Consider the following 19,573-nt stretch of genomic DNA (forward strand, 5'->3'; position numbering starts at 1 on the left):
GTCGATCTCCGAGGAGCGCCGCATGTCCCTGCCCGCAGCCCGCCGCCGGGTCGCCGTCATCGGCACGGGGGCCATCGTCACCGGCAGTCATCTGCCCGCGCTCAGAGCCCATGCGGAGCGGGTCGAACTGGTCGCCGCCGTCGACGTGGACGAGGGCCGGCTGCACGCCTTCCGGGAGCAGGCGGGCGCCCGGGTCGCCGGGTACGCCTCGACGGACGCCATGCTGGACGCCGTACACCCGGACCTGGTGCTGATCGGCACCCCGCCGGCGCTGCACCGCGAGCAGACCGTGGCCGCGCTGAGGGCGGGCGCCTGGGTGCTGTGCGAGAAGCCGCTGTGCCTGTCGCCGGCCGAGCTGGACGACATCACCGCCGCCGAGGAGGCCTCCGGCGCCTACGCCTCGGTCGTCTTCCAGCACCGCTACGGCTCCGGCGCCGTCCACGCCCGCGACCTGATCGCCCGCGGCGAGCTGGGCGCCCCGCTGGTCGCGCACTGCCAGACCACCTGGCACCGGGACGCCGCCTACTACGCCCTGCCCTGGCGCGGCCGGTGGGCCACCGAGGGCGGCGGGCCCACCATGGGGCACGGCATCCACCAGTACGACCTGCTGCTGCACCTGCTCGGCGAGTGGGAGGAGATACGGGCCATGGCGGCCCGGCTGGTCCACGACATCGAGAGCGAGGACGTCTCCACCGCCCTGGTCCGCTTCCGCGGCGGCGCGCTCGCCACCGTCGTCAACAGCGTGCTCTCCCCGGACGAGGTGAGCCGCATCCGCATCGACTGCGCCGACGCCACGGTGGAGCTGACCCACCTGTACGGGCACGGCAACGACGACTGGGTCTACACCCCGGCCCCGCACGTCCGTCCCGAGCGCGCCGCCGCCTGGCGCACCCCCGCCGAGGACGTCCCCAGTTCGCACACCGCCCAGCTCGGTGCCGTCCTCGACGCCTACGACCGCGGTGTACGGCCCCCCGGCAGCGGCCAGGACGCCCGTGCCGCCCTGGACTTCGCCGCCGCGCTGTACAAGGCGGCGTTCACCGGGCAGCCGGTGCGCGCGGGCGAGATCGGTCCCGGCGACCCCTACTACACGGCCATGCACGGAGGTCACCCCGACTGGGCCCCGAAGGAGCGCGCATGAGCATCCGCGTCAGCCACGTCCACGGCGAGCACCTCGCGGTCGAGGCGTCCGACGGCACCGAGATCCTCCGTTACGTCTACCGCCCCGACCCCGACCCCTTCGAGTCCCGCAAGCCGTACGCCCACCCCGTGCGCACGCTCGCCGGCCGCACCGTCACCGGGTACCGGCCGAGCGACCACCGCTGGCACAAGGGCCTGCAGATGACGGCCAGTCACCTGTCCGGGCAGAACTTCTGGGGCGGCAACTGCTATGTCCACGGCCAGGGCTACCTGCCGCTGCCCGACCGGGTCGGATCCATGCGCCACGACGGGTTCACCGCGCTCGCGGCCGAGGACGAGCGGCTCGCCTTCACCGAGGAGCTGACCTGGGTCGAGAACGGCGGGCAGGAGTGGGCCCGCGAGGAGCGCGGGATCCAGGTCCACTCGGTCGACGTCGGGGCCGGCGCCTGGGCGCTGGACTGGTCGATCCGGCTCACCAACATCCGTGCCGCACCACTGGTGTTCGGCTCCCCGACCACCGCGGGCCGGGAACTGGCCGGATACACCGGCCTGCAGTGGCGCGGGCCGCGCGACTTCACCGGCGGCCGGGTCCTCGCCCCCGGTACCGAGGACGCGGGCGCCGAGGAGCTCATGGGCACGCAAGGGCCCTGGCTGGCCTTCACCTCCGAGCACGACGACGTCGACGGGCACTCGACCCTCGTCTTCGCGCACGCGCCGGAGAACCTGGACGAGACGTCCGCGATCCACGCCTCCCACTGGTTCGTGCGCAGCGAACCCATCCCCACGGTCGCGTTCTCCTGGGCGTTCTTCGAGGAGTTCACGCTGGAACCGGGGGAGTCCTACGGCTACCGCTACCGGGTGGTGATCGCCGACGGGGACTGGGACCGCGACCGGATCGCCGCCCACCTGGAGGGCCTGCCGTGGTGAGGGAGCCACAGAGCGCGCTGCCCCGCCCGCTGCCCGGCGCCGTCGGCCTGTCCCACCTCACCGCCTACGAGGCCGCGCCCACCCGGCTCGGCGGCTTCGGCATGTGCGGGCGCCGGGACGAGTACGCGCTGCCGGGGACGACACTGCCGTACCACGCCGACCGGCCCCCGGGCACGGCGGACCTCGGCGGCGTGGAACGGTGAACGCCGGAGACGGCCGCGGTCGTCACAGCAGCTCCGGCTCGAAGTCCCAGTACGGGCGGTGGCGGGCGCGGGCGGCGGCGGTACGCGGGTGCCGGACGCCCAGCGCGCCCTCCAGGTCGCGCAGCGCCGTCCGCTCCAGTCCGTCGGCGTCCTGCCGCCGCACGAGGACGCGCAGATCGGCGACGTGGGCGACGCGGGCCGACAGGGTGAGCGGGTGGACGCGGCCGAGGGCCTCGGCGGCGCGGGTCACGGTCTGCTCGCTGAGCGCGGCCGCGCCCTCGGCGTCACCGACGCTGTTGCGCAGGCCGGAGGCGTTGAGTGCGCAGCCGAGGGTGTACGGGTGGCTCTCCCCGAGGGCCGCGGTCAGGTCGGACAGGGCCTGCTCGATCAGGGCGTGCGCGGCGCCCCGCCGGCCCGTCTGCGCCAGGATCAGGGCGTGGTTGGCCCGGACACCCGCGAGGAACGGATGCTCCGCGGGCAGCAGTTGCCCGTACCCGGACATGACCGACTCACTGGTGTCCAAGGCCCCGGCGAGATCACCCCTCTCCCTGGCGAGACAGCTCCGGCCGGCGGTGAAGGCCAGGGTGGCGGGGTGCTCCGTACCGAGCCTGTCGCCGGCCGCCTGGACCACGCGGTCCAGCAGCTGCCGGGCCCCGGTGTGATCCCCGCTGTGGTGGCGGCACAGGGCGAGGTTGTACTCCGCCCACAGCGTCTGAGGATGGTCGGCGCCCAGCACCTCCCGGTGTTCGCGCGCGCTGTCCTCCTGCGTGGACTCGGCGTCCTGGTACCGGCCCAGCAGGCGCAGGTCGGTCGCGTACGCGATGTGGGCGGACAGCGTCAACGGATGGCCGCGCCGCAGCTGTTGCCGCCGCCCCTCCAGTGAGTCGCGGTCGCTCTCCCACGCCTCCTTGTAGCGGCCCAGCAGCCGCAGGCAGGAACCCAGACCGCTGAGCACGTGCAGGGTCCGTGACTCCAGCGGACCGAGCTGGGCGCGGTGGCTGCCGTACACCCACTGGCACAGCTCCAGCGCCTCCTGCCAGCGGCCCAGGGCGCGCAGGTCCGCGGAGAGGTCCTCGGTCGCCCGCAGGTGATAAGGATCCGGCAGGCCGCGCTCCGCACGCAGCTGCTCCCTGGCCGCGCGGTCCATCGCGTGGACGCGCTCGTACCGGCCGCAGGCGCGCAGCAGGCTGGTGGCGGCGTGGAGGAGGTCCCACACCCACGGATGCGACGCGCCCAGCAGTTCCCGCACGTTGTCCAGGGCACGCTGCGCGAGCGAGGCCCCCGACTCGTACACGCCGGCGAGATACAGGTACTGGAGGCAGTTGAGCCGCAGCTCCTGCACCCGGACGTCCGAGACGTTGCTCAGCACGCCGGCATCCTCCAGGTGGGGGACGATCTCGGCGTAGGTGTCCCAGAGACGGGTCTCCGCGGGCTTGCGGGGGTCGGCGGCGGTCAGCGCCCGGCGCACCGCGCTGCCGAACTCCAGCCGGTCCGCCTCGGACATGTTCCCGCGTACGAGACGGTGCACCACGGGGTGCAGATACACCCAGTCGCCGTAGGACGGTCGGTCCTCGGCCGCCGCGTCGGGCGAGATCAGGCGTATGACGGAGGCCTGGTGCAGGCCGTCGGCCGCCACAGTCCACAGCAGGGGGTCGCCGAGGAGCGCGGCGAGCCGCTTGGACAGGGCGCCGACCGGCATCTCCCGCAGCAGCCGTACGGGGATGCGGCCGGGCGCGAAGAACGCGAAGAGCTGCAACAGGTCCACCGACTCCGGGACGGTCTCGCGGAGCTTGTCCAGCTGGACCGCCCAGGCGGCCTGGAAGGGGAGCGGGTAGTCGGCGGAGATCAGGGCCACGTCGCGGTCGAGGCCCTGGTGCCTCTGGGAGAGGTAGTCGTCCACGGAGACGTCCGAGGCGTCGAGCCAGCCCGCGACCTGGTCCAGCAGCAGCGGCAGGCCCTCCAGGGCCTCGGCCAGCCGATGCGCGTCCGCCATGGTCAGCCCCGGGGCGCGGCGCCGGACGAGGGCCACCGACTCCTCCTGGTCGAGGACCGGGACCTCGAGCAGTTCGCTCCGGTGGTGACCCCACCCGGGACTGCGGGAGGTGATGAGTACGTGTCCGGGGCCGGTGGGCACCAGGTCCCCGATGCCTTCGGGTTCGTCCGCGCCGTCCAGGACCAGCAGCCACCGCGAGTACGGCGTCCCCCGGCGCAGCGCGCCCCGCACCGCGCGCAGCCGCTCGTCGTACCCGGGGCCGGCGGACAGGCCGAGCGGCTGCGCGAGTTCGGCCAGCCGGTGCCGAGTCCCCGCCCGGCTCTCGGCGTTGATCCACCACACGGCGTCGTACTCGGATCCGAACCGGTGCACGTACTCGGTGGCGAGCTGGGTCTTGCCGACTCCCAGCATGCCGTAGAGGGTCACCACGCCGGTGTGGGGGCCGCCGCCCGTCAGCAGCCGGTGCGTCGCGTCCAGCAGAGCCTCACGGCCGGTGAACCGGGTGTTGCGGCGCGGCACGTCGTGCACGGGGGGCGACGCGGCGGGAGCCTCGGACGGAGCACCGGGCACGGGAGCCGGAATGTCCGGCGGGTTGTCCGCCCCGTCACCGCTGGCGGGGGAGTTGTCCGCCGCGTTGTCCGCCCTGTTGTACGAGGGGATGTCCGCGGCGAGGCCCGTGAGGAGGTTCACGAGGAGGATCCTGGCGTTGTCCGTGGGGGTCGCTATGGGGGTGTCCGTGGTGCTGTCGAGGCGTAGTTCGTCGGCGAGGCGGTCCAGGCGGTCCGCGCCGCCGTCCAGGTACCGGGCGGCCTTGGCCAGCGCCTGGTCGATGTCCCCGGCGTCGGCGTCCAGGCGGTCGTGCCCGTTCGGCTCCGGTGCGACGACGACAGGGAGCGGTCCGCCCTGGGCGGCGGCCGCGTGACGGCGCAGCAGTTCCAGCTCGGCGGTGAGCGCGCGGACCTGGTCGGCGGCCTCCTCGGCTAGGCGGTCCGCACGCCGGCGCTCGTCTCTGGCGCGCTCCAGCTCGTGCTCGGCCTTGCGGCGCTGCTCCTCACTGCGCTCCAGGCGCTCGTGCACCTCCCGCACGAGAGGCTGCGTGACATCACCGCGCAGCCGGCCCTGCTCGGAGGTGAGTGTCTCGATGTCGCGCTGGAGCTTGTCCACCATCGCCAGCAGCAGCAGCACCATCTGGTTGGCGTTGTTGCGCTCCCGCTCCAGCTCGGCGACCCGCTCCATGGCGCGTAACAGCTTGTCCGAGACCGCGAGGGAATGCCGCTGCACGACGATCAGTTCGCCCGCGATGTCCCCGTCACCGGCGGGCGCGGACTGCTGGTGCGGCTGCTGATGCGGCACCTGACCGCTCCTGACGGCCCGCGCCTGTTCCAGCAGACGCTGCCGCCCGGCGGCGTCGGCCGAGCACACGTCGGCGACCGCCTCCACGAAGTCGTTGTCCAGGCCGACGCCGGCCAGCCGGTCCGCCACGGTGGTCCGGCTCGGCACTCGCCCGGTGGTGAAGTGCTCGGGCGTCAGCTGCTCCCGCAGATCGTCGACCCGCAGGTTCGCGCCGTCCAGCCAGTCGCGCAGCAACCGTGCCAGGGCGTCGGCCTGCCGGTCCGGGCCCTTCAGGGGCCCCCACGGCCGGGTGCGTCGGCGTCCCTCGACCAACGTGCAGCTCCTCGACTCCCGTGACGGCACGAGGACTTGTCCGCCTGGTGCGCGCCGTGACCGTGCCTTGTCCGTGCCTCGTCCCGCCTTGTCCGGCCGGGCGGCCGGACAAGTAGACCACTCCGTCCCGGCAGCCGCAGCCTGGTCGGCACATCCCGTCGCCGCGTTCCGGTGCCTCTCCGGCATGCGGTGGAGCCCGTCCCCCGAAGGAGACCGTACCGATGCCCGACCTCCTGCGGCACGCCGCCGAACTCCTGGCGCACGGACTGCTGACCGAGCTGCCCGCCCAGCTGGTCACCGCGGCCGTCGTCACCGGCACGGCGGGAGCGGTGCGCGCCTGGCGCAAGCGCCGCGCGGGCCGTCCCGAGCAGCCGGCCGTCCGCGACGACGGCGACCGCGCCCCCACCGGCGGCCCCGGGGACGGCCCGGCCTGAACCGGCCGGTGTGCCCTCCCGTCAGGGCAGCGCCCGGCACAGCAGGGCCGCGGGGCCGGGGCCGCTGCCCACGCGGGTGGTGAAGGCGACCCCGGCGGCGTACTCGGCCGTCCCGCACTGGCCCTTGTAGGCGCCGTACGCGAAGTCCCCGCCGGCCGGGTCGGCGGGGCGGTTGTCGGACCGGTCGAACCAGACCGTGCGTCCCGCACCCGCCAGCCCGGCCCGGGCCGGTGCGCACAGCGCCGCCGACACGCGTGCGCCGCGCAGGCTGTACCCGATGAGGAACTCCCCTGCCGGACACTGGTACTTGGTGTAGCCGGACGCCCAGTCGCCGCCGGCCGGCACGTACCGCTCGTCGGTGACGACCGTCTGGCGCGCGTCCGCGGCCCGCAGGTCACCGGTACCGGCGTCGGTGCACAGGGCGCGCCCGCCGGTGTGGCCCAGCCCGGCCAGTCGCGTGCCGTCGGGGCAGGCGGCCTTGAACGCTCCCGGGTCCCAGTCTCCCGTGCCGCGCACGCGAAGTGACGCCACCGCGTCGCCGTGGTCGGTGCTGAGCATGCGCCAGAGCGGAACGGACGCCACGGGGCCGGTCCTGCCCGGCGCGGTCATCAGGCGCTGCCATGCGGTGGCGCGCCAGTCGCCGGGGTCGAGGACGCCCGAGCGGTGCCCGGCGCTGTCGTAGCGCAGCAGAGCCCAGTCGTCGTGGCCCTCGAAGCCGACCAGCGGCCAGAACGCGAAGTCGGCGTCGTGCTCGGCGAAGTAGTCGACGACGGTGCCGAACCAGGCCCGGGCCGCCGGGGCCGTCTCGTTCGCACCGATGCCGAACTCGCTCACCCAGACGGGCGCGGTGTGGTGCCGGCCGCCCTCCTCCACGAAGAACGCCTCGTCGTCCAGGGCCGCGGCCAGCTCCGTGGGGGAAAGGTCCTGGTAGCGCGGGTCGTGGGTCTCCCCGATGCCGGTGGCGCCGCTGTGGTGCGGGCCGGTGTAGCCGTAGAAGTGGGCGGAGTAGACCAGCTTGCGGGGGTCCACCAGGGTGTGCGAGAGGGTGCGGGCGGGCGTGAGCACGGGTCGTCCGTGCGGGAGGCCGTCGACGGGCACACCGGTCCAGTTGATGCCCTCGATCACGATGAGGAGGCGCGGGTCGCCCTCGGTGAGGATGCGGTCGGCGGCCAGCTGGGCCGCGCCGTACCAGTCGTGGTCGTCGCCCAGACCCCAGTTGGGGTCGTCCAGTACGTCGCGCCGGACCTCGTTGTACAGGTCGGCGCCGACCACGCCCGGGACGGAGGCGTAGCGGCGGGCCATGAACACCCAGTCGTCCGCCCACCGCGCGGTGGACCGCCCGCTGTTCCACCGTTCGTTGCCGTCGATGCCGCAGCACCACCGGGAGGTGTTGGTGTGGTTGTTGAGGACCACGGCGAACCCGCTCCGGCTGAGCGCGTCGACCACGGCGTCGTAGACCTCCAGCGGTGTCCTGCCGCGGAGTTGGGGATTGGCCGCCACGGCGCTGTCCGGTACGGGCGCCGTGCTGTGGACCATCTCGCCGGAGAACGGCAGCCGTATGGTGTTGATCCCCAACCGGTGGAAGTCGTCCAGGAGTTGGCCGATCGGGACCCGGTCGAGGCCGAGGGGTATGCCGTGGGAGTCCTGCCCGGCGTGGTGGTTCGCCGGGTCGGCGGCACTGCCGGTGCCCGTCCACGAGCCCTGCGCGCCGTCCCAGTTGGCGCCCTTCAGCCGGAAGCGGTTGCCCTGGGCGTCGACGACGTACCGTCCCCGGGTGGACAGCGGAGGGGACCAGGTGGCCTGGTCCGCCGTGTCGGCGGCGGCCCGGGCGGTGGCGGTGCGCGGGGGTACGGCGGCGGAGGCGGCGGTGGCCGTGGTGGCCCATGCGGCCGTGGTCGCCGTGGTCGCCGTGGTGGTCGTGAGCAGGAGGCCCGCGGCGGTGGCGGCGAGCCGCAGCACGGCTGGTGGCATCGGCATGAGGGCAGCCCTTGGGGTCGGAGGCGGGGGAAGCCGGGCGGCACCCCGCCCGGCCGGGCGACGGTGCCGCCGGGCCGTGCGGGGTGTGCACCACCGTGCACCGTGCAGGAAAAGAGTGGGAGGGTCCATACCTACGACGGGCCGCCCCAAGGGATCCTCCCCGGTGAGCGGACCGTGGTGGGCGCGCGGAGCGGACGGTGGCTACGGCAGTCCCCAGGCCGGGCCCGGTTCGCTGACGGCGACCGGCGCGATGACGAGGTCGGGCCGCGAACCGGAGTGGACGAGCACCTCCCGGTCCTTCGGCAGGTCGATGGCGAGGGTGCCGTCGCCGAGGTCCCGGGTGTGCGCGGGGGAGCCGTCGTCCAGCAGGACGGTGAGGGCCCCGCTCAGGCCGTGCCGGAGCCTCAGCGGCTCGCCGGCCAGGCTGCGGACCCGGACGAACCGGGTGACGCCCGCCCTGCGCACGGCACTGACCAGAAAGGCGCCCTGGGTGCGGAAGTCGTGCAGGGTGACGTCCGCCCACGCGGACGGGACGGCCGGGAAGACGCGGATCACCCCGCCCCAGCTCTGGCAGAACATGTCGTGCAGCGACTGCGAGGCGGACAGCGGTGTCTCGATGACCGGACCGGCCTCGGTGTAGTGCGTGTTGGCCCGGCACGGGTAGCGGGCGGTGGGGTCGAAGAACTTCCGCAGAGAGCCCAGCGCGGTGTCGCCGTCGCCGGTCATCGCGTGGATCGACGCGGCCCCGGTGTAGCTGTAGCCGCGGTGCGCGCCGGTCAGCGCCTGCCAGTGGGTCACCGACGTCGCTATCAGCTCACGGTTCTCCGGCTGGTCCCAGTTGACCAGGTACAGCGGGTACACCATCAGCAGGTGCGAATAGTGCCGGTGGGACTGGGCGTACGGGGTGTCGGCACCGATCATGAACCCGTTGTCGTCCACCGGGTACGGCGTGAGGCGGGCCAGCACCTCCCGCCAGCGCGGCGCCAGCTCGTCGTCGACACCGAGCAGTTCGGCGGACTCCAGCAGGGTCCGGCAGCCCCAGCGGATCAGCGCCAGGTCGTAGTTGGTGTCCTGCGGCGGCACGACGGGGTACTCCGGCGAGAGCGTGCTCGGCAGATGGAGCCTGCCGTCACTGCCCGGGGTGAGGAAGTGCAGGTAGTAGCTGATGGCGCGGCGCAGCACCGGGTAGACGGTGTCCCGCAGCAGGGACCGGTCCATGGAGTGCCGGTAGGACAGCCACACGTTGTGCAGCGCCCAGGTGAGGTCACCGGTCTCGGCGCCGGTGCCCGGCCGTCCCACCGCGCGGTTCGCGAACATGTCCGAGCTGCGGCCGATCCCGGAGCTGTCCTTGCGGTAGGCCTCGGGTACGTTGGCGACGAGCTGTTCCTGGTTCTGCCGCAGGGTGGTGGCGAGCGCGTCGAGTTCCAGGTGGTTGGAGCCGTGGATGAGCCAGTACTCCAGCTGGACGTTGAGGTTCCACCAGACCGCCGGCCAGGGGGTGGGTTCCAGCCAGGGCCCGCTGGTGGCCATGACGGGGCCGCCCGCACGGCTCGCGGAGGCCACCTTGTACAGCTGGATCCAGTGGAAGCTCTGCAGCCGCTGGTCGGGGAACGACACGAAGCTCTTCCGGTAGAACCCGTGCCACCAGCGGACGTGCCGCCGTCGCAGGGCCGCGTACGACACCGCGCGCCGAAGGTTGCGCAGCGAGTCGGCCTCCGCTGCGGTGTCCGAGGGGAAGGAGTGTCCGACGCCGAGCAGTAGTTCGTCGCCCGTGCGGCGGTAGGAGGTGGCGGTCTGCCCGCCCCCGGTGAGGGGCTGGAGCACCTGCTCGGTGCCGTCGGCTGCGGTCCGGGTGGTCCAGGGCGGGTTGCCGGTGTAGCCGGTGGGCGGTGACTCCTGGATCCTGCGGGGGCTGACGGCCTCCTCGGGATGGAAGGTCCAGGTGGCCCGCTCGCCGCCGCCGGCCGTCACCCGGGCGGCGAAGACCTCGTCGTGGATGAGGACGGAGAGGGTGAGTGTGCCCGCGGTGGTGGTGACGGTGCCCGTCAGTTCGGCGTTCCACAGGCTCAGCCGCCAGTCGACGGCGGTGACGGTGCCGGCCGGTTCCAGGGTGAGGTGCCCGACCGGCAGCCGGCAGGTGCCCCAGCCGCTGCCGAACTCGGGCCGGTGGTCCTGGACCCGCCCGTGCTGGACGGTGAAGCGTATCCGTTCGCTGTCCGGCTCCCGGTAGACCATGCTGCCGAGCAGCCCGTCACCGAGGAACGGACCCTCGTGCCAGAGGGCGGGCAGCCGGCTCCACCGCAGGTCCTGGCCGCGCAGGAAGTCCTCCCACGCGGCGTCGTCGGCCATGGCGGAACGCAGCCGCCACGGTCGTCCGGCGCTCGCCGGCCCGGCGGCGCCGCCCGTCCCGTCCGGCTCGGCGTGCGCGGCTCCGGGCAGTGCCGCCACCGCCGCGCCGCCCAGCGCGGTGCCGAGCACGGTTCTCCGGGCGAGGGGTGAGCGGTTCTCCGACGGTGCGTCCATCGTCGTCCTCCAGACCTGACGGATCGTCGAAACATCGGGTGTATCGGCGAACGTAGGGAGCGGGTGCGCGCCTGTCAATCGCCACAACAGCGACCGATTCGGCCAACTGGCGAGCAATACATCGGATGTTGAGAGCGTCATGGGTGCGACGCGGGGAGGCCGCCCGCGCCGGCACCGCCCGCGCCGAGCGCCCCGCAGGCCGTGAAGGGTGCCCGCGCCCCGACCCCTTGACGCGTCGCTGGTCCGTACCTATGGTCTCGCTCAACTCGCCCGTTCATCAAGCCGTACGGCATTCACATATGAGGACGGATCAGATGCAGGACACACCCCTCCGGCGCCGCCGTAAGTCCCCGCGTTCCGCTCTCGCCCTCACGGCGGCCACCGCCCTGCTCGGCGCCGGACTGCTCTCCTGGCCCGGCACCCAGCGGGCGGAGGCGGCGCCCGCGGTCTTCACCCACCCCGGCGTCACGGTCTCCCGCGCTCAACTCGACTTCGCCCGCGAGAAGGTGCTCGCCGGCGCCCAGCCCTGGAAGAGCGCCTACGATCAGATGACGGCGAGCTCCTACGCGAGCCTCAGCCGCACGCCCAAGCCCCGCGCCGTGGTCGAGTGCGGTTCGTACTCCAACCCCAACTACGGCTGCACCGACGAACGCGAGGACGCCATCGCGGCCTACACCGACGCGCTCGCCTGGTACGTCACCCGCGACGAGCGCTACGCCAGGAAGGCGATCGAGCTGATGGACGCCTGGTCCGCCGTGCTCCAGGACCACACCAACAGCAACGCGCCGCTCCAGACGGGCTGGGCGGGCTCCTCCTGGCCCAAGGCCGCAGAGATCATCAAGTACACGTACACCGGCACCTGGGCCAACTCCGGCCGCTTCGCGGCCATGCTCCGCAACGTCTATCTGCCCGAGATCATCAACGGCTCGAACTCCAACGGCAACTGGGAGCTGTCGATGATGGAGGCGGCCGTCGGCATCTCCGTCTTCCTGGAGGACAAGGCGTCGTACGACACGGCCATGGCCAAGTTCCGCACGCGCACCGCCGCGTACGTCTACCTCGCCTCCGACGGCGACCTGCCGAAGACGGTACCGAGCCAGAACCTCAACACCCGCGACAAGATCGTCTCCTACTGGCAGGGCCAGTCCACCTTCGTCACCGGCCTCACTCAGGAGACCTGCCGCGACTTCACCCACACCGGCTACGGCATCTCCGCCATCTCGCACGTCGCCGAGACCAGCCGGATCCAGGGCCAGGACCTGTACGGCACGGACGTCGGCGAGCGGCTGCGGCAGGCACTCGGCTTCCAGGCCAAGTACGAACTCGGCGCCGCCGTGCCGAGCTGGCTGTGCGGCGGGTCCGTCAAGCGAGGGCTGGGCCCGGTCACCGAGGTCGGCTACAACGCCCTGCACAACCGCCTGGGCATCGCCATGACCAACACCCAGACCCTGACCGCGCAGAACCGCCCGGCCGGCAGCAACAACCTCTTCGTCGCCTGGGAGACCCTCACCCACGGGGACAACCCGAACTGATCCAGCGCGAGCCCGGACCGAACCGGCGCCCGGGTCGCCGCAGCGTCACGGCCTCACGGCGGCCCGGGCGTTCCGGGCGTTCCGGCCGCCGACGCTGAGGCCCAAGCCCAAGCCCAAGCCCAGACCCAGGCACCGCCGAGCCGCGGAACGCCCTGCTGCTGAGCGGGTCGGCACGGCCCAGGCCGCGTTCACCTCACGTGCTCGCCCCGCGGGGGTACGAGCGGGCCGGACTCACGGCCTGGCCACGGTCATCCACAGGTCCAGGTCGGAGAGCGTCAGCCGGCCGGGCCGCTGACCGGCGGTGTCCGGGACGGCCGCGCGCACCGGGGGCGGGCCGCCCTTCTCCACGGTGACCTTCGCGCCGTCGTACCGTGGGGATGTCTCACGCGCGACCGAGCGCAGCCTGGCCGACAGGTGCCGGGCGGTTGCCTCGTCCTCGACCACGACGCAGAGCACCTCGGTGTTCCTGCCCGCCGGGCCGGCCCGTTGGCCGAGTGCCGACAGCGGCCTGCCGCACAGCGGCGAGGATGCGCTGACAGTCCGGCGGTAGGACGGCTTCCGCCGCGCCCACTTCCCGGTGCGGGATCAGTACCACCGACCGGCCGCCCGCTTGCTCGGGTGCCGGCGGAGCCAAGGCGCGCTCGCCGGCGAACTGCTCGGTCACCCGCTCAAGCACGCGTCGCGGGCGACGTCGACGCCGACTTCCACCACCAGCCCCGGCTCCACCGACGTGACGTCCAGCGTCTGGCGGCTGCCCCACCCGGCCGGTTCTCTGTCACGATCCCATGTCCGCCCGTGCCCCCCTTGCATGTTCTATGCCATACACCATAAGTTACCGACAGGTAGCCCATCCGTTCCTGGAGGAGGGGCCACGTCGTCGGGAGGTGCTGGGCTGGTGAGTCCGCGCAGGAGTGACAGCCGTGACCGGATGATCCTCAGTGCTGCCGCTCTGCTGCGGGAGTACGGTGCGAGCGCGACCAGCATCGACCGGGTGCTCGCCCACAGCGGAGCTCCTCGGGGCTCGGTGTATCACCACTTCCCCGGCGGGCGGACGCAGCTCATCGACGAAGCGGTGGCACTGGCAGGGGACTTCATCGCGGGGCTGATCGACGCCGCCATGCAGGCGGATGATCCGGTGGCGGCCGTCGACGCGTTCTTCCTGCTGTGGCGTGACCGGCTCGTGGAGAGCGGCTTCAGGGCCGGCTGCCCGATCGTGGCGGTGGCCGTGGAGACCAATGACGACGCGCCCCAGCTTGCCCGCTCCGCCGCCGCGGTCTTCGCCCGCTGGCAGGAAGCCCTCGCGGCCCTCCTCCTGAGACACGGCCTGAGCGAGGAACGCAGCCGCCGGCTCGGTGCCTTCGTCATCGCCGCGGTCGAAGGCGCGGTGATCATGTGCCGGGCCGAGCAGAGCACCGCCCCGATCGAGGCCGCCGCCGCCGAGATCCACGACCTGCTCCTCCACGCCCTGCGCGACCGCCCCGGCGCCGAATCCGGTCCCCGGCCCTAGGGGGTTTCGTTTGGATCAGCCCGGGTCCGCGACGCCCGGCACGGCACCTCGCCGCGTTGTCGGACCACCCGAGTACGCCCAGTACGCGGGTGATCCTCCGCCTTGCGATGCACCGCACCGGACGCCGCGGCCTGATCCGACCTGATCCAGACGAAACCCCCTGGCTCGCAGCCGTCCAGCCGCTTCACCTGCACACCTCGAAGGAGTCGCCATGCCCTCGCTCGACCGTCACGACAACGTCTTCGTCCTGGACCTGGGAGACGGCGAGAACCGCTTCCACCCCGACTGGCTCACCGCAGTCAGCGCCGCGCTCGACGAGGTGGAGAAGACGGAAGGCCCTCGCGCCCTGGTCACCGCAGCCACCGGCAAGTTCTACTCCAACGGGCTCGACCTGGACTGGCTGTTCGCCCACGCCGACCAGCACCAGGACTACGTCGTCTCCGTCCACGAGCTGTTCGCGCGCATGCTGGCGCTGCCGGTCATCACGGTGGCCGCGCTGCAGGGGCACACCTTCGCCGCCGGCGCGATGTTCTCCCTCGCCCACGACTTCCGTGTCATGCGCGCCGACCGCGGCTACTGGTGCCTGCCCGAAGCGGACATCAACATTCCCTTCACCCCCGGCATGGCCGCCCTCATCCAGTCCCGGCTGGCCCCGCAGACCGCGCACGAGGCCATGCTCACCGCCCGCCGCTATGGCGGCACGGACGCCGCGGCGGCCGGCATCGTCGACCAGGCGGTCGGCGAGGACGCCGTGCGCTCCACCGCCATCGAGATTGCCCAGGCACAGGTGAACAAGGCCGGCGACACCCTCGGCACCATCAAGGCCCGCATGTACGCCCCGGCCCTGGCCACCCTGTGCGACACCACCAACCCGCTCGGCTGAGCCGACGCCTCACTCACCCCACCAAGCCGCGCCCCGGGCACTTCCCCCTGGGGCGCGCTCCGCACCCGCCGTCCACCGCATGAGGAGACAGGGCCGATGACAGCCGACACCGCCTGGCACAAGAGCGCGTGCATCCTGTGCGAGAACAACTGCGGCATCCAGATTCAGACCGACGGCCGCCGCTTCGCCAAGATCCGCGGTGACAAGGAGCATGTCGCCACCGCCGGCTACACCTGCAACAAGGCCCTGCGGCTGGACCACTACCAAAACGGCGGCACCCGGCTGACGACCCCGCTGCGCCGGGAGGCGGACGGCACCTTCACCCCCGTCGACTGGGACACCGCCATCCGCGAGATCGCCGCACGCCTGAAGACCGTGCGCGACACCCACGGCGGCGAGTCGATCTTCTTCTACGGCGGCGGCGGACAGGGCAACCACCTCGGCGGCGCCTACAGCGGCGCCCTGCTGCGCGCCCTCGGCGCCCGCTACCGCTCCAACCCCCTCGCCCAGGAGAAGACCGGCGAGGGTTTCGTCGACGCCCACCTCACCGGCGGACACACCACCGGAGACTTCCGGAACGCCGAAGTCTCCCTCTTCCTCGGCAAGAACCCCTGGCAGTCCCACGGCGTCCCGCGCGCCCGCACCGTACTCAAGGACATCGCCAAGGACCCCCACCGCACCATGATCGTCATCGACCCGGTGCGTACCGAGACCGCCGACCTCGCCGACATCCACCTCCAGGTCAGGCCCGGCACCGACGCCTGGTGCCTGGCCGGCCTCCTCGGCGTCCTGGTCCAGGAAGACCTCCTCGACCACGCCTTCCTCACCGCCCGCACCACCGGAGCCGACGCCGTCATCGCCCAGCTCAAAGAGGTGGACGTCACCCGCTGCGCGCAGACCTGCGGCGTGGACGAGGACCTCCTGCGCCGGACGGCACGCGTCCTCGGGACCGCCTCCAGCGTCTCGACGTACGAGGACCTGGGCGTCCAGCAGGGCCCCCACAGCACGCTGGTGTCCTACCTCAACAAGCTGACCTGGCTGCTCACCGGAAACTTCGCCAAGCCCGGTGCCATGCAGCCGCACTCGTGGATCGCCCCGCTGGCCCGCTACACCACCGACCCGCGCCGCACCCCCGTCACCGGTGCGCGGATGCCCGGCGGCCTGGTCCCCTGCAACGTCATCGCCGAGGAGATCCTCACCGACCACCCCGACCGGTTCCGGGCGATGATCATCGAGTCGTCCAACCCCGCGCACTCCCTGGCCGACTCCGCCGCCTTCGCCCGGGCGCTCGCCGCGCTCGACCTGGTCGTCGTCATCGACATCGCCCTGACCGAGACCGGCCGGCAGGCCGACTACGTACTTCCCGCCGCCTCCCAGTTCGAGAAGTGGGAAGCGACCTTCTTCACCTTCGAGTTCCCCCACAACACCTTCCACCTGCGCGCCCCGGTCCTCGACCCGCTGCCCGGCACCCTGCCCGAACCCGAGATCTACGCCCGACTCATCCGCGAACTGGACGCCGTCCCTGGTAGCAGGCTGACGCTGCTGCGCGCGGCGGCCCGCCTGGGCCGGACCTCCTACAAGCTCGCTTTCGCCGCCCTGGCCGCCCTCGACAGCAGGACCGTCGCCCTGGCCCCGTACCTGCTGTACGAGACCCTCGGTCCCACCTTGCCCGCAGGCGCCCGGTCCGCCGCGCTGCTGTGGGCGCTCGCCCAGCGCGTTGCCAAGGAGTACCCCGGTGGCATGCGCCGTGCCGGTCACGCGAGCGCCGACGCTCTGTTCGACACCATGCTGGAGGGCCGCTCCGGCATCACGTTCACCGAGGACGAGTACGACGACGCCTGGAACTACGTGCCCCACTTCGGCCACCGCATCCCGCTGCCCGTCCCCGAACTCCTCGGTCTCCTCACCGATCTGGACACCATCCCGGCCGTCCACACCACCGAGGACTTCCCCATCGTCCTGGCCGCCGGGCAGCGCCGGGCCTTCACCGCGAACACGATCTTCCGCGACAACGCCTGGCGCAAGCGCGACCAACAGGGCGCACTGCGCGTCAGCCCCCATGACGCCGAACAATTCGGCCTGTCCGACGGCGCCCCCGCCCAGATCACCACGAGCCGCGGCACCGCTCAGGCGGTCGTCGAGATCGACGACCGCCTGCAACCGGGCCACGCCACCCTGCCCAACGGCTTCGGCCTCGACCTGCCCACCGAGGACGGCCACACCGAACGCACCGGCGTCGCCCTGAACACCCTCACCGATCTCACCTGGCGGGACCCCATCGCCGGCACCCCCTGGCACAAACACGTCCCCGCCCGCATCGAGCCCCTTCCCGCCTGACGAACACACCGCCTCCCACGGCGGCGGCACCAGCACCCTGCAAGGAGAACGACCATGACGACCACCGACCTCGCCTCCATGACCGGCCTGGAACTGATGCGCTGGGTACAGACCGAACGCCCCGCCGACATCCCCTCCATCGGCCGCCTGCTCGGCATGCGCTTCGACGAGGTCGACCACGGCCGCATCGTCATCTCCCTCGACACCCGCCCCGACTTCGCCAACCCCCTCGGCACCGTCCACGGCGGCATCGCCGCCACCCTCCTCGACTCCGCCATGGGCTGCGCCGTCCACACCACCCTCCCCGCCGGAACCGGCTACACCACCCTCGAACTCAAGGTCAACTACATACGAGCCGCCCGCACCGACGGCCAGACCCTCACCGCCGAAGGCACCGTCATCCACGCCGGCCGCCGCACCGCCACCGCCGAAGGAAAAGTCCTCGACGAACAGGGCAGGCTCATCGCCCACGCCACCACCACCTGCATGATCCTCTAGGCGCGCCCGGCGGCAGACCGAGCAGCGGAACCGCTGGTCGTCGCTGACACCGCCGGTTTCTCACCTGCGAAGCTGCCGGTTCTCCGGGGTCAGCCGGTGGACGACACGAACGAGTGCTCCGCGGTCGGCGCGGAGTTCATCGGCCTGACGTCCGTACCTGGCGGCCGCATCGTCACCCAGCCCTGGGCCCGCCGCACCTCCGCCCGGACCGTCCAGCTCCTGGCGGTGGTGCCCCGGACTCCGGCCCTGGACGAGGCGATCCCGCCGAGGTCGTGTGAAGTGCCGTGTCTTCTGTCCGAATTCGCATGGCGATGTCATGCGCGGGTTCGAGTGCGGCCCTTGTGTGCGAATGCGGCCGCATCGCCGGAATTGGTCATTCCGATGAGCGTCCAGTGCGGAGCCGTTTCGCTTAAGGGAGGCTTAAACACTCCTTAAGCGATCTTGAGTCTCGACTCGCTCTGCAAGTCACCGCAGTTCAGGCGGTGTTGAGCGCGCCGCGGACAAGTTGGCCGAGGTGACCGTGGTGCGTACCATCGGGGTCCACCCGCGGCTCACCGCAGCCGAGAGAGCGCTCTCAAGGGGAACGCCCTGCTTCCTCGTTCGCGGCCCGCCGTACGGGCGGAACCACCTGAATCCCCCACAAGACAAGGTGTCATCCCAGCCATGGCAGCTCATCGCGCTCGGCGGTGGACGCTCGGCGGACTGGTCTCACTGGTCGCCGCCGCACTCGTCACCGCCGTCCTCATCACGACGACCGGTTCCGGCGCGAACCGGGCCAGCGCCGCACCCACCGCGGTGACCTGGTCCGACGACTTCGACGGCAGCGCCGGAAGCGCCCCCGACCCGGCCAAGTGGACGCTCGAGACCGGTGGTTCGGGCAACGGCAACCACGAGCTGCAGTACTACACGCCGGGCAACCGGAACGCCGCCCTGGACGGCGAGGGCCACCTGGTGATCACGGCGCGCAAGAACACCGACTCCGGACTGCAGTGCTGGAACGGGACGTGCCAGTACTCGTCGGCCCGGCTCAACACGGCCCGCACCTTCAGCCAGGCGTACGGCCACTTCGAGTCCCGCATCAAGATCCCGCGCGGCCGGGGTGTCTGGCCGGCCTTCTGGATGCTCGGCGACGACCTCGGGAGCGCGGGCTGGCCCAACAGCGGCGAGATCGACATCATGGAGAACGTCGGTCACGAGCCCGGCGTGGTCCACGGCACCATCCACGGCCCCGGCTATTCCGGCTCCGGCGGCCTCGGCGCCGCCTACACGCTGCCCGACGGCAAGGCGTTCGCCGACGACTTCCACGTCTTCGCCGTCGACTGGAGCCCGACGGCGATCACCTGGTCGGTGGACGGCCACGCCTACGAGACCCGCACGCCGGCCGACCTCGGCGGCAAGAAGTGGGTCTACGACCACCCGTTCTTCCTCATCCTGAACCTCGCCGTCGGCGGCGACTGGCCCGGCAGCCCCGACTCGGCCACCTCCTTCCCGCAGACGATGACCATCGACTACGTCCGCGTCTCGACCTCCGACACGGGCGGCTCGACCGGGTCGACGGGCAAGAGCGGTGCCATCAAGGGCATCGGCGGTATGTGCGTCGACGTCGCCGGCGCCTCCACCGCGGACGGGACGCCGATCCAGCTTCACGACTGCACCGGTGCCGACGCCCAGAAGTGGACGCTGGGCGGTGACGGCACCGTCCGCGCGCTGGGCAAGTGCCTCGACGTCCGCGGCGGTTCCACCGGGGACGGCACCCCCGTCCAGCTCTACAGCTGCAACGGCAGCAAGGCCCAGCAGTGGACCTACACCGCCGCCCACGACCTGACCAACGTCGGAGCGGACAAGTGCCTGGGCACCACGGGCGGTTCGGCCGCCGACGGCACTCGGCTGCAGATCCGGACCTGCGGCGGCACCGCCGACCAGAAGTGGACCGTGGGCTGACCCGCAGGGCGGACGA

General features: G+C 72.3%; 14 protein-coding genes. 10 read left to right on the forward strand and 4 right to left on the reverse strand.

Annotated elements, in window-relative coordinates; genetic code table 11:
- The first annotated feature begins 22 nt into the window (after positions 1-22).
- The 3 genes from IEZ20_RS07350 to IEZ20_RS07360 are packed head-to-tail and all read left to right on the forward strand — an operon-like array spanning position 23 to position 2,267.
- Positions 23-1,138: a Gfo/Idh/MocA family protein gene (locus IEZ20_RS07350; RefSeq protein ID WP_189295639.1), complete on the forward strand. Its 1,116-nt coding sequence runs from the start codon at positions 23-25 to the stop codon at positions 1,136-1,138.
- Positions 1,135-2,064 carry a DUF6807 domain-containing protein gene (locus IEZ20_RS07355; RefSeq protein WP_189295641.1) on the forward strand — a complete coding sequence of 310 codons (930 nt, stop codon included), beginning with the start codon at positions 1,135-1,137 and terminating at the stop codon, positions 2,062-2,064. The genes IEZ20_RS07350 and IEZ20_RS07355 overlap by 4 nt, the downstream gene beginning before the upstream one ends.
- Positions 2,061-2,267 carry a hypothetical protein gene (locus tag IEZ20_RS07360; protein ID WP_189296279.1) on the forward strand — a complete coding sequence of 69 codons (207 nt, stop codon included), beginning with the start codon at positions 2,061-2,063 and terminating at the stop codon, positions 2,265-2,267. Before IEZ20_RS07355 ends, IEZ20_RS07360 begins: the two co-directional genes overlap by 4 nt.
- A 22-nt stretch (positions 2,268-2,289) precedes the next feature.
- Here the strand turns inward: IEZ20_RS07360 and fxsT are convergent, their stop codons facing one another.
- A complete protein-coding gene (gene fxsT / locus IEZ20_RS07365) occupies positions 2,290-5,925 on the reverse strand; it encodes an FxSxx-COOH system tetratricopeptide repeat protein (protein WP_189295643.1) in 3,636 nt (1,211 codons plus the stop codon).
- Between the two features lie 221 nt (positions 5,926-6,146).
- On the opposite strand from fxsT, the gene IEZ20_RS07370 reads away from it, so the two are divergent.
- The gene (locus tag IEZ20_RS07370) at positions 6,147-6,359 is read left to right on the forward strand and encodes a hypothetical protein (protein ID WP_189295645.1); all 213 of its coding nucleotides are present in this window, start codon (positions 6,147-6,149) and stop codon (positions 6,357-6,359) included.
- Between the two features lie 21 nt (positions 6,360-6,380).
- Here IEZ20_RS07370 and IEZ20_RS07375 read toward each other — a convergent pair whose 3' ends face one another.
- Complete coding sequence (locus IEZ20_RS07375; RefSeq protein ID WP_189295647.1) at positions 6,381-8,336, reverse strand: glycoside hydrolase family 5 protein; 1,956 nt, start codon at positions 8,334-8,336, stop codon at positions 6,381-6,383.
- Positions 8,337-8,537: 201 nt separating this feature from the next.
- On the reverse strand, positions 8,538-10,859 hold the full coding sequence (locus IEZ20_RS07380; RefSeq protein ID WP_189295649.1) for a glycosyl hydrolase family 95 catalytic domain-containing protein: 2,322 nt from the start codon (positions 10,857-10,859) through the stop codon (positions 8,538-8,540).
- A 314-nt stretch (positions 10,860-11,173) separates the two neighbouring features.
- Here IEZ20_RS07380 and IEZ20_RS07385 point away from each other — a divergent pair, with 314 nt between their 5' ends.
- Positions 11,174-12,391, forward strand: coding sequence for an alginate lyase family protein (locus IEZ20_RS07385; RefSeq protein ID WP_189295651.1), 1,218 nt, complete (start codon positions 11,174-11,176; stop codon positions 12,389-12,391).
- A 231-nt stretch (positions 12,392-12,622) separates the two neighbouring features.
- Here IEZ20_RS07385 and IEZ20_RS07390 read toward each other — a convergent pair whose 3' ends face one another.
- The gene (locus IEZ20_RS07390) at positions 12,623-12,835 is read right to left on the reverse strand and encodes a hypothetical protein (protein WP_189295653.1); all 213 of its coding nucleotides are present in this window, start codon (positions 12,833-12,835) and stop codon (positions 12,623-12,625) included.
- Between the two features lie 451 nt (positions 12,836-13,286).
- On the opposite strand from IEZ20_RS07390, the gene IEZ20_RS07395 reads away from it, so the two are divergent.
- From IEZ20_RS07395 to IEZ20_RS07415, 5 genes are all read left to right on the forward strand, one after another.
- Positions 13,287-13,898: a TetR/AcrR family transcriptional regulator gene (locus IEZ20_RS07395; RefSeq protein ID WP_229895933.1), complete on the forward strand. Its 612-nt coding sequence runs from the start codon at positions 13,287-13,289 to the stop codon at positions 13,896-13,898.
- A gap of 211 nt (positions 13,899-14,109) precedes the next feature.
- Entirely contained in the window at positions 14,110-14,781 is a 672-nt protein-coding gene (locus IEZ20_RS07400) for an enoyl-CoA hydratase-related protein (RefSeq protein WP_189295655.1), read from the forward strand.
- Between the two features lie 96 nt (positions 14,782-14,877).
- Positions 14,878-17,118 (forward strand): molybdopterin-dependent oxidoreductase, encoded by a 2,241-nt coding sequence (locus IEZ20_RS07405; protein ID WP_189295657.1) that lies wholly within the window; start codon positions 14,878-14,880, stop codon positions 17,116-17,118.
- Between the two features lie 54 nt (positions 17,119-17,172).
- Positions 17,173-17,616 (forward strand): PaaI family thioesterase, encoded by a 444-nt coding sequence (locus IEZ20_RS07410; RefSeq protein WP_189295659.1) that lies wholly within the window; start codon positions 17,173-17,175, stop codon positions 17,614-17,616.
- Between the two features lie 663 nt (positions 17,617-18,279).
- Complete coding sequence (locus tag IEZ20_RS07415; RefSeq protein ID WP_189295661.1) at positions 18,280-19,557, forward strand: glycoside hydrolase family 16 protein; 1,278 nt, start codon at positions 18,280-18,282, stop codon at positions 19,555-19,557.
- Positions 19,558-19,573 lie beyond the last annotated feature (16 nt).

The sequence above is a fragment of the Streptomyces cinerochromogenes genome (genome assembly GCF_014648635.1).
Taxonomy (GTDB): domain Bacteria; phylum Actinomycetota; class Actinomycetes; order Streptomycetales; family Streptomycetaceae; genus Streptomyces; species Streptomyces cinerochromogenes.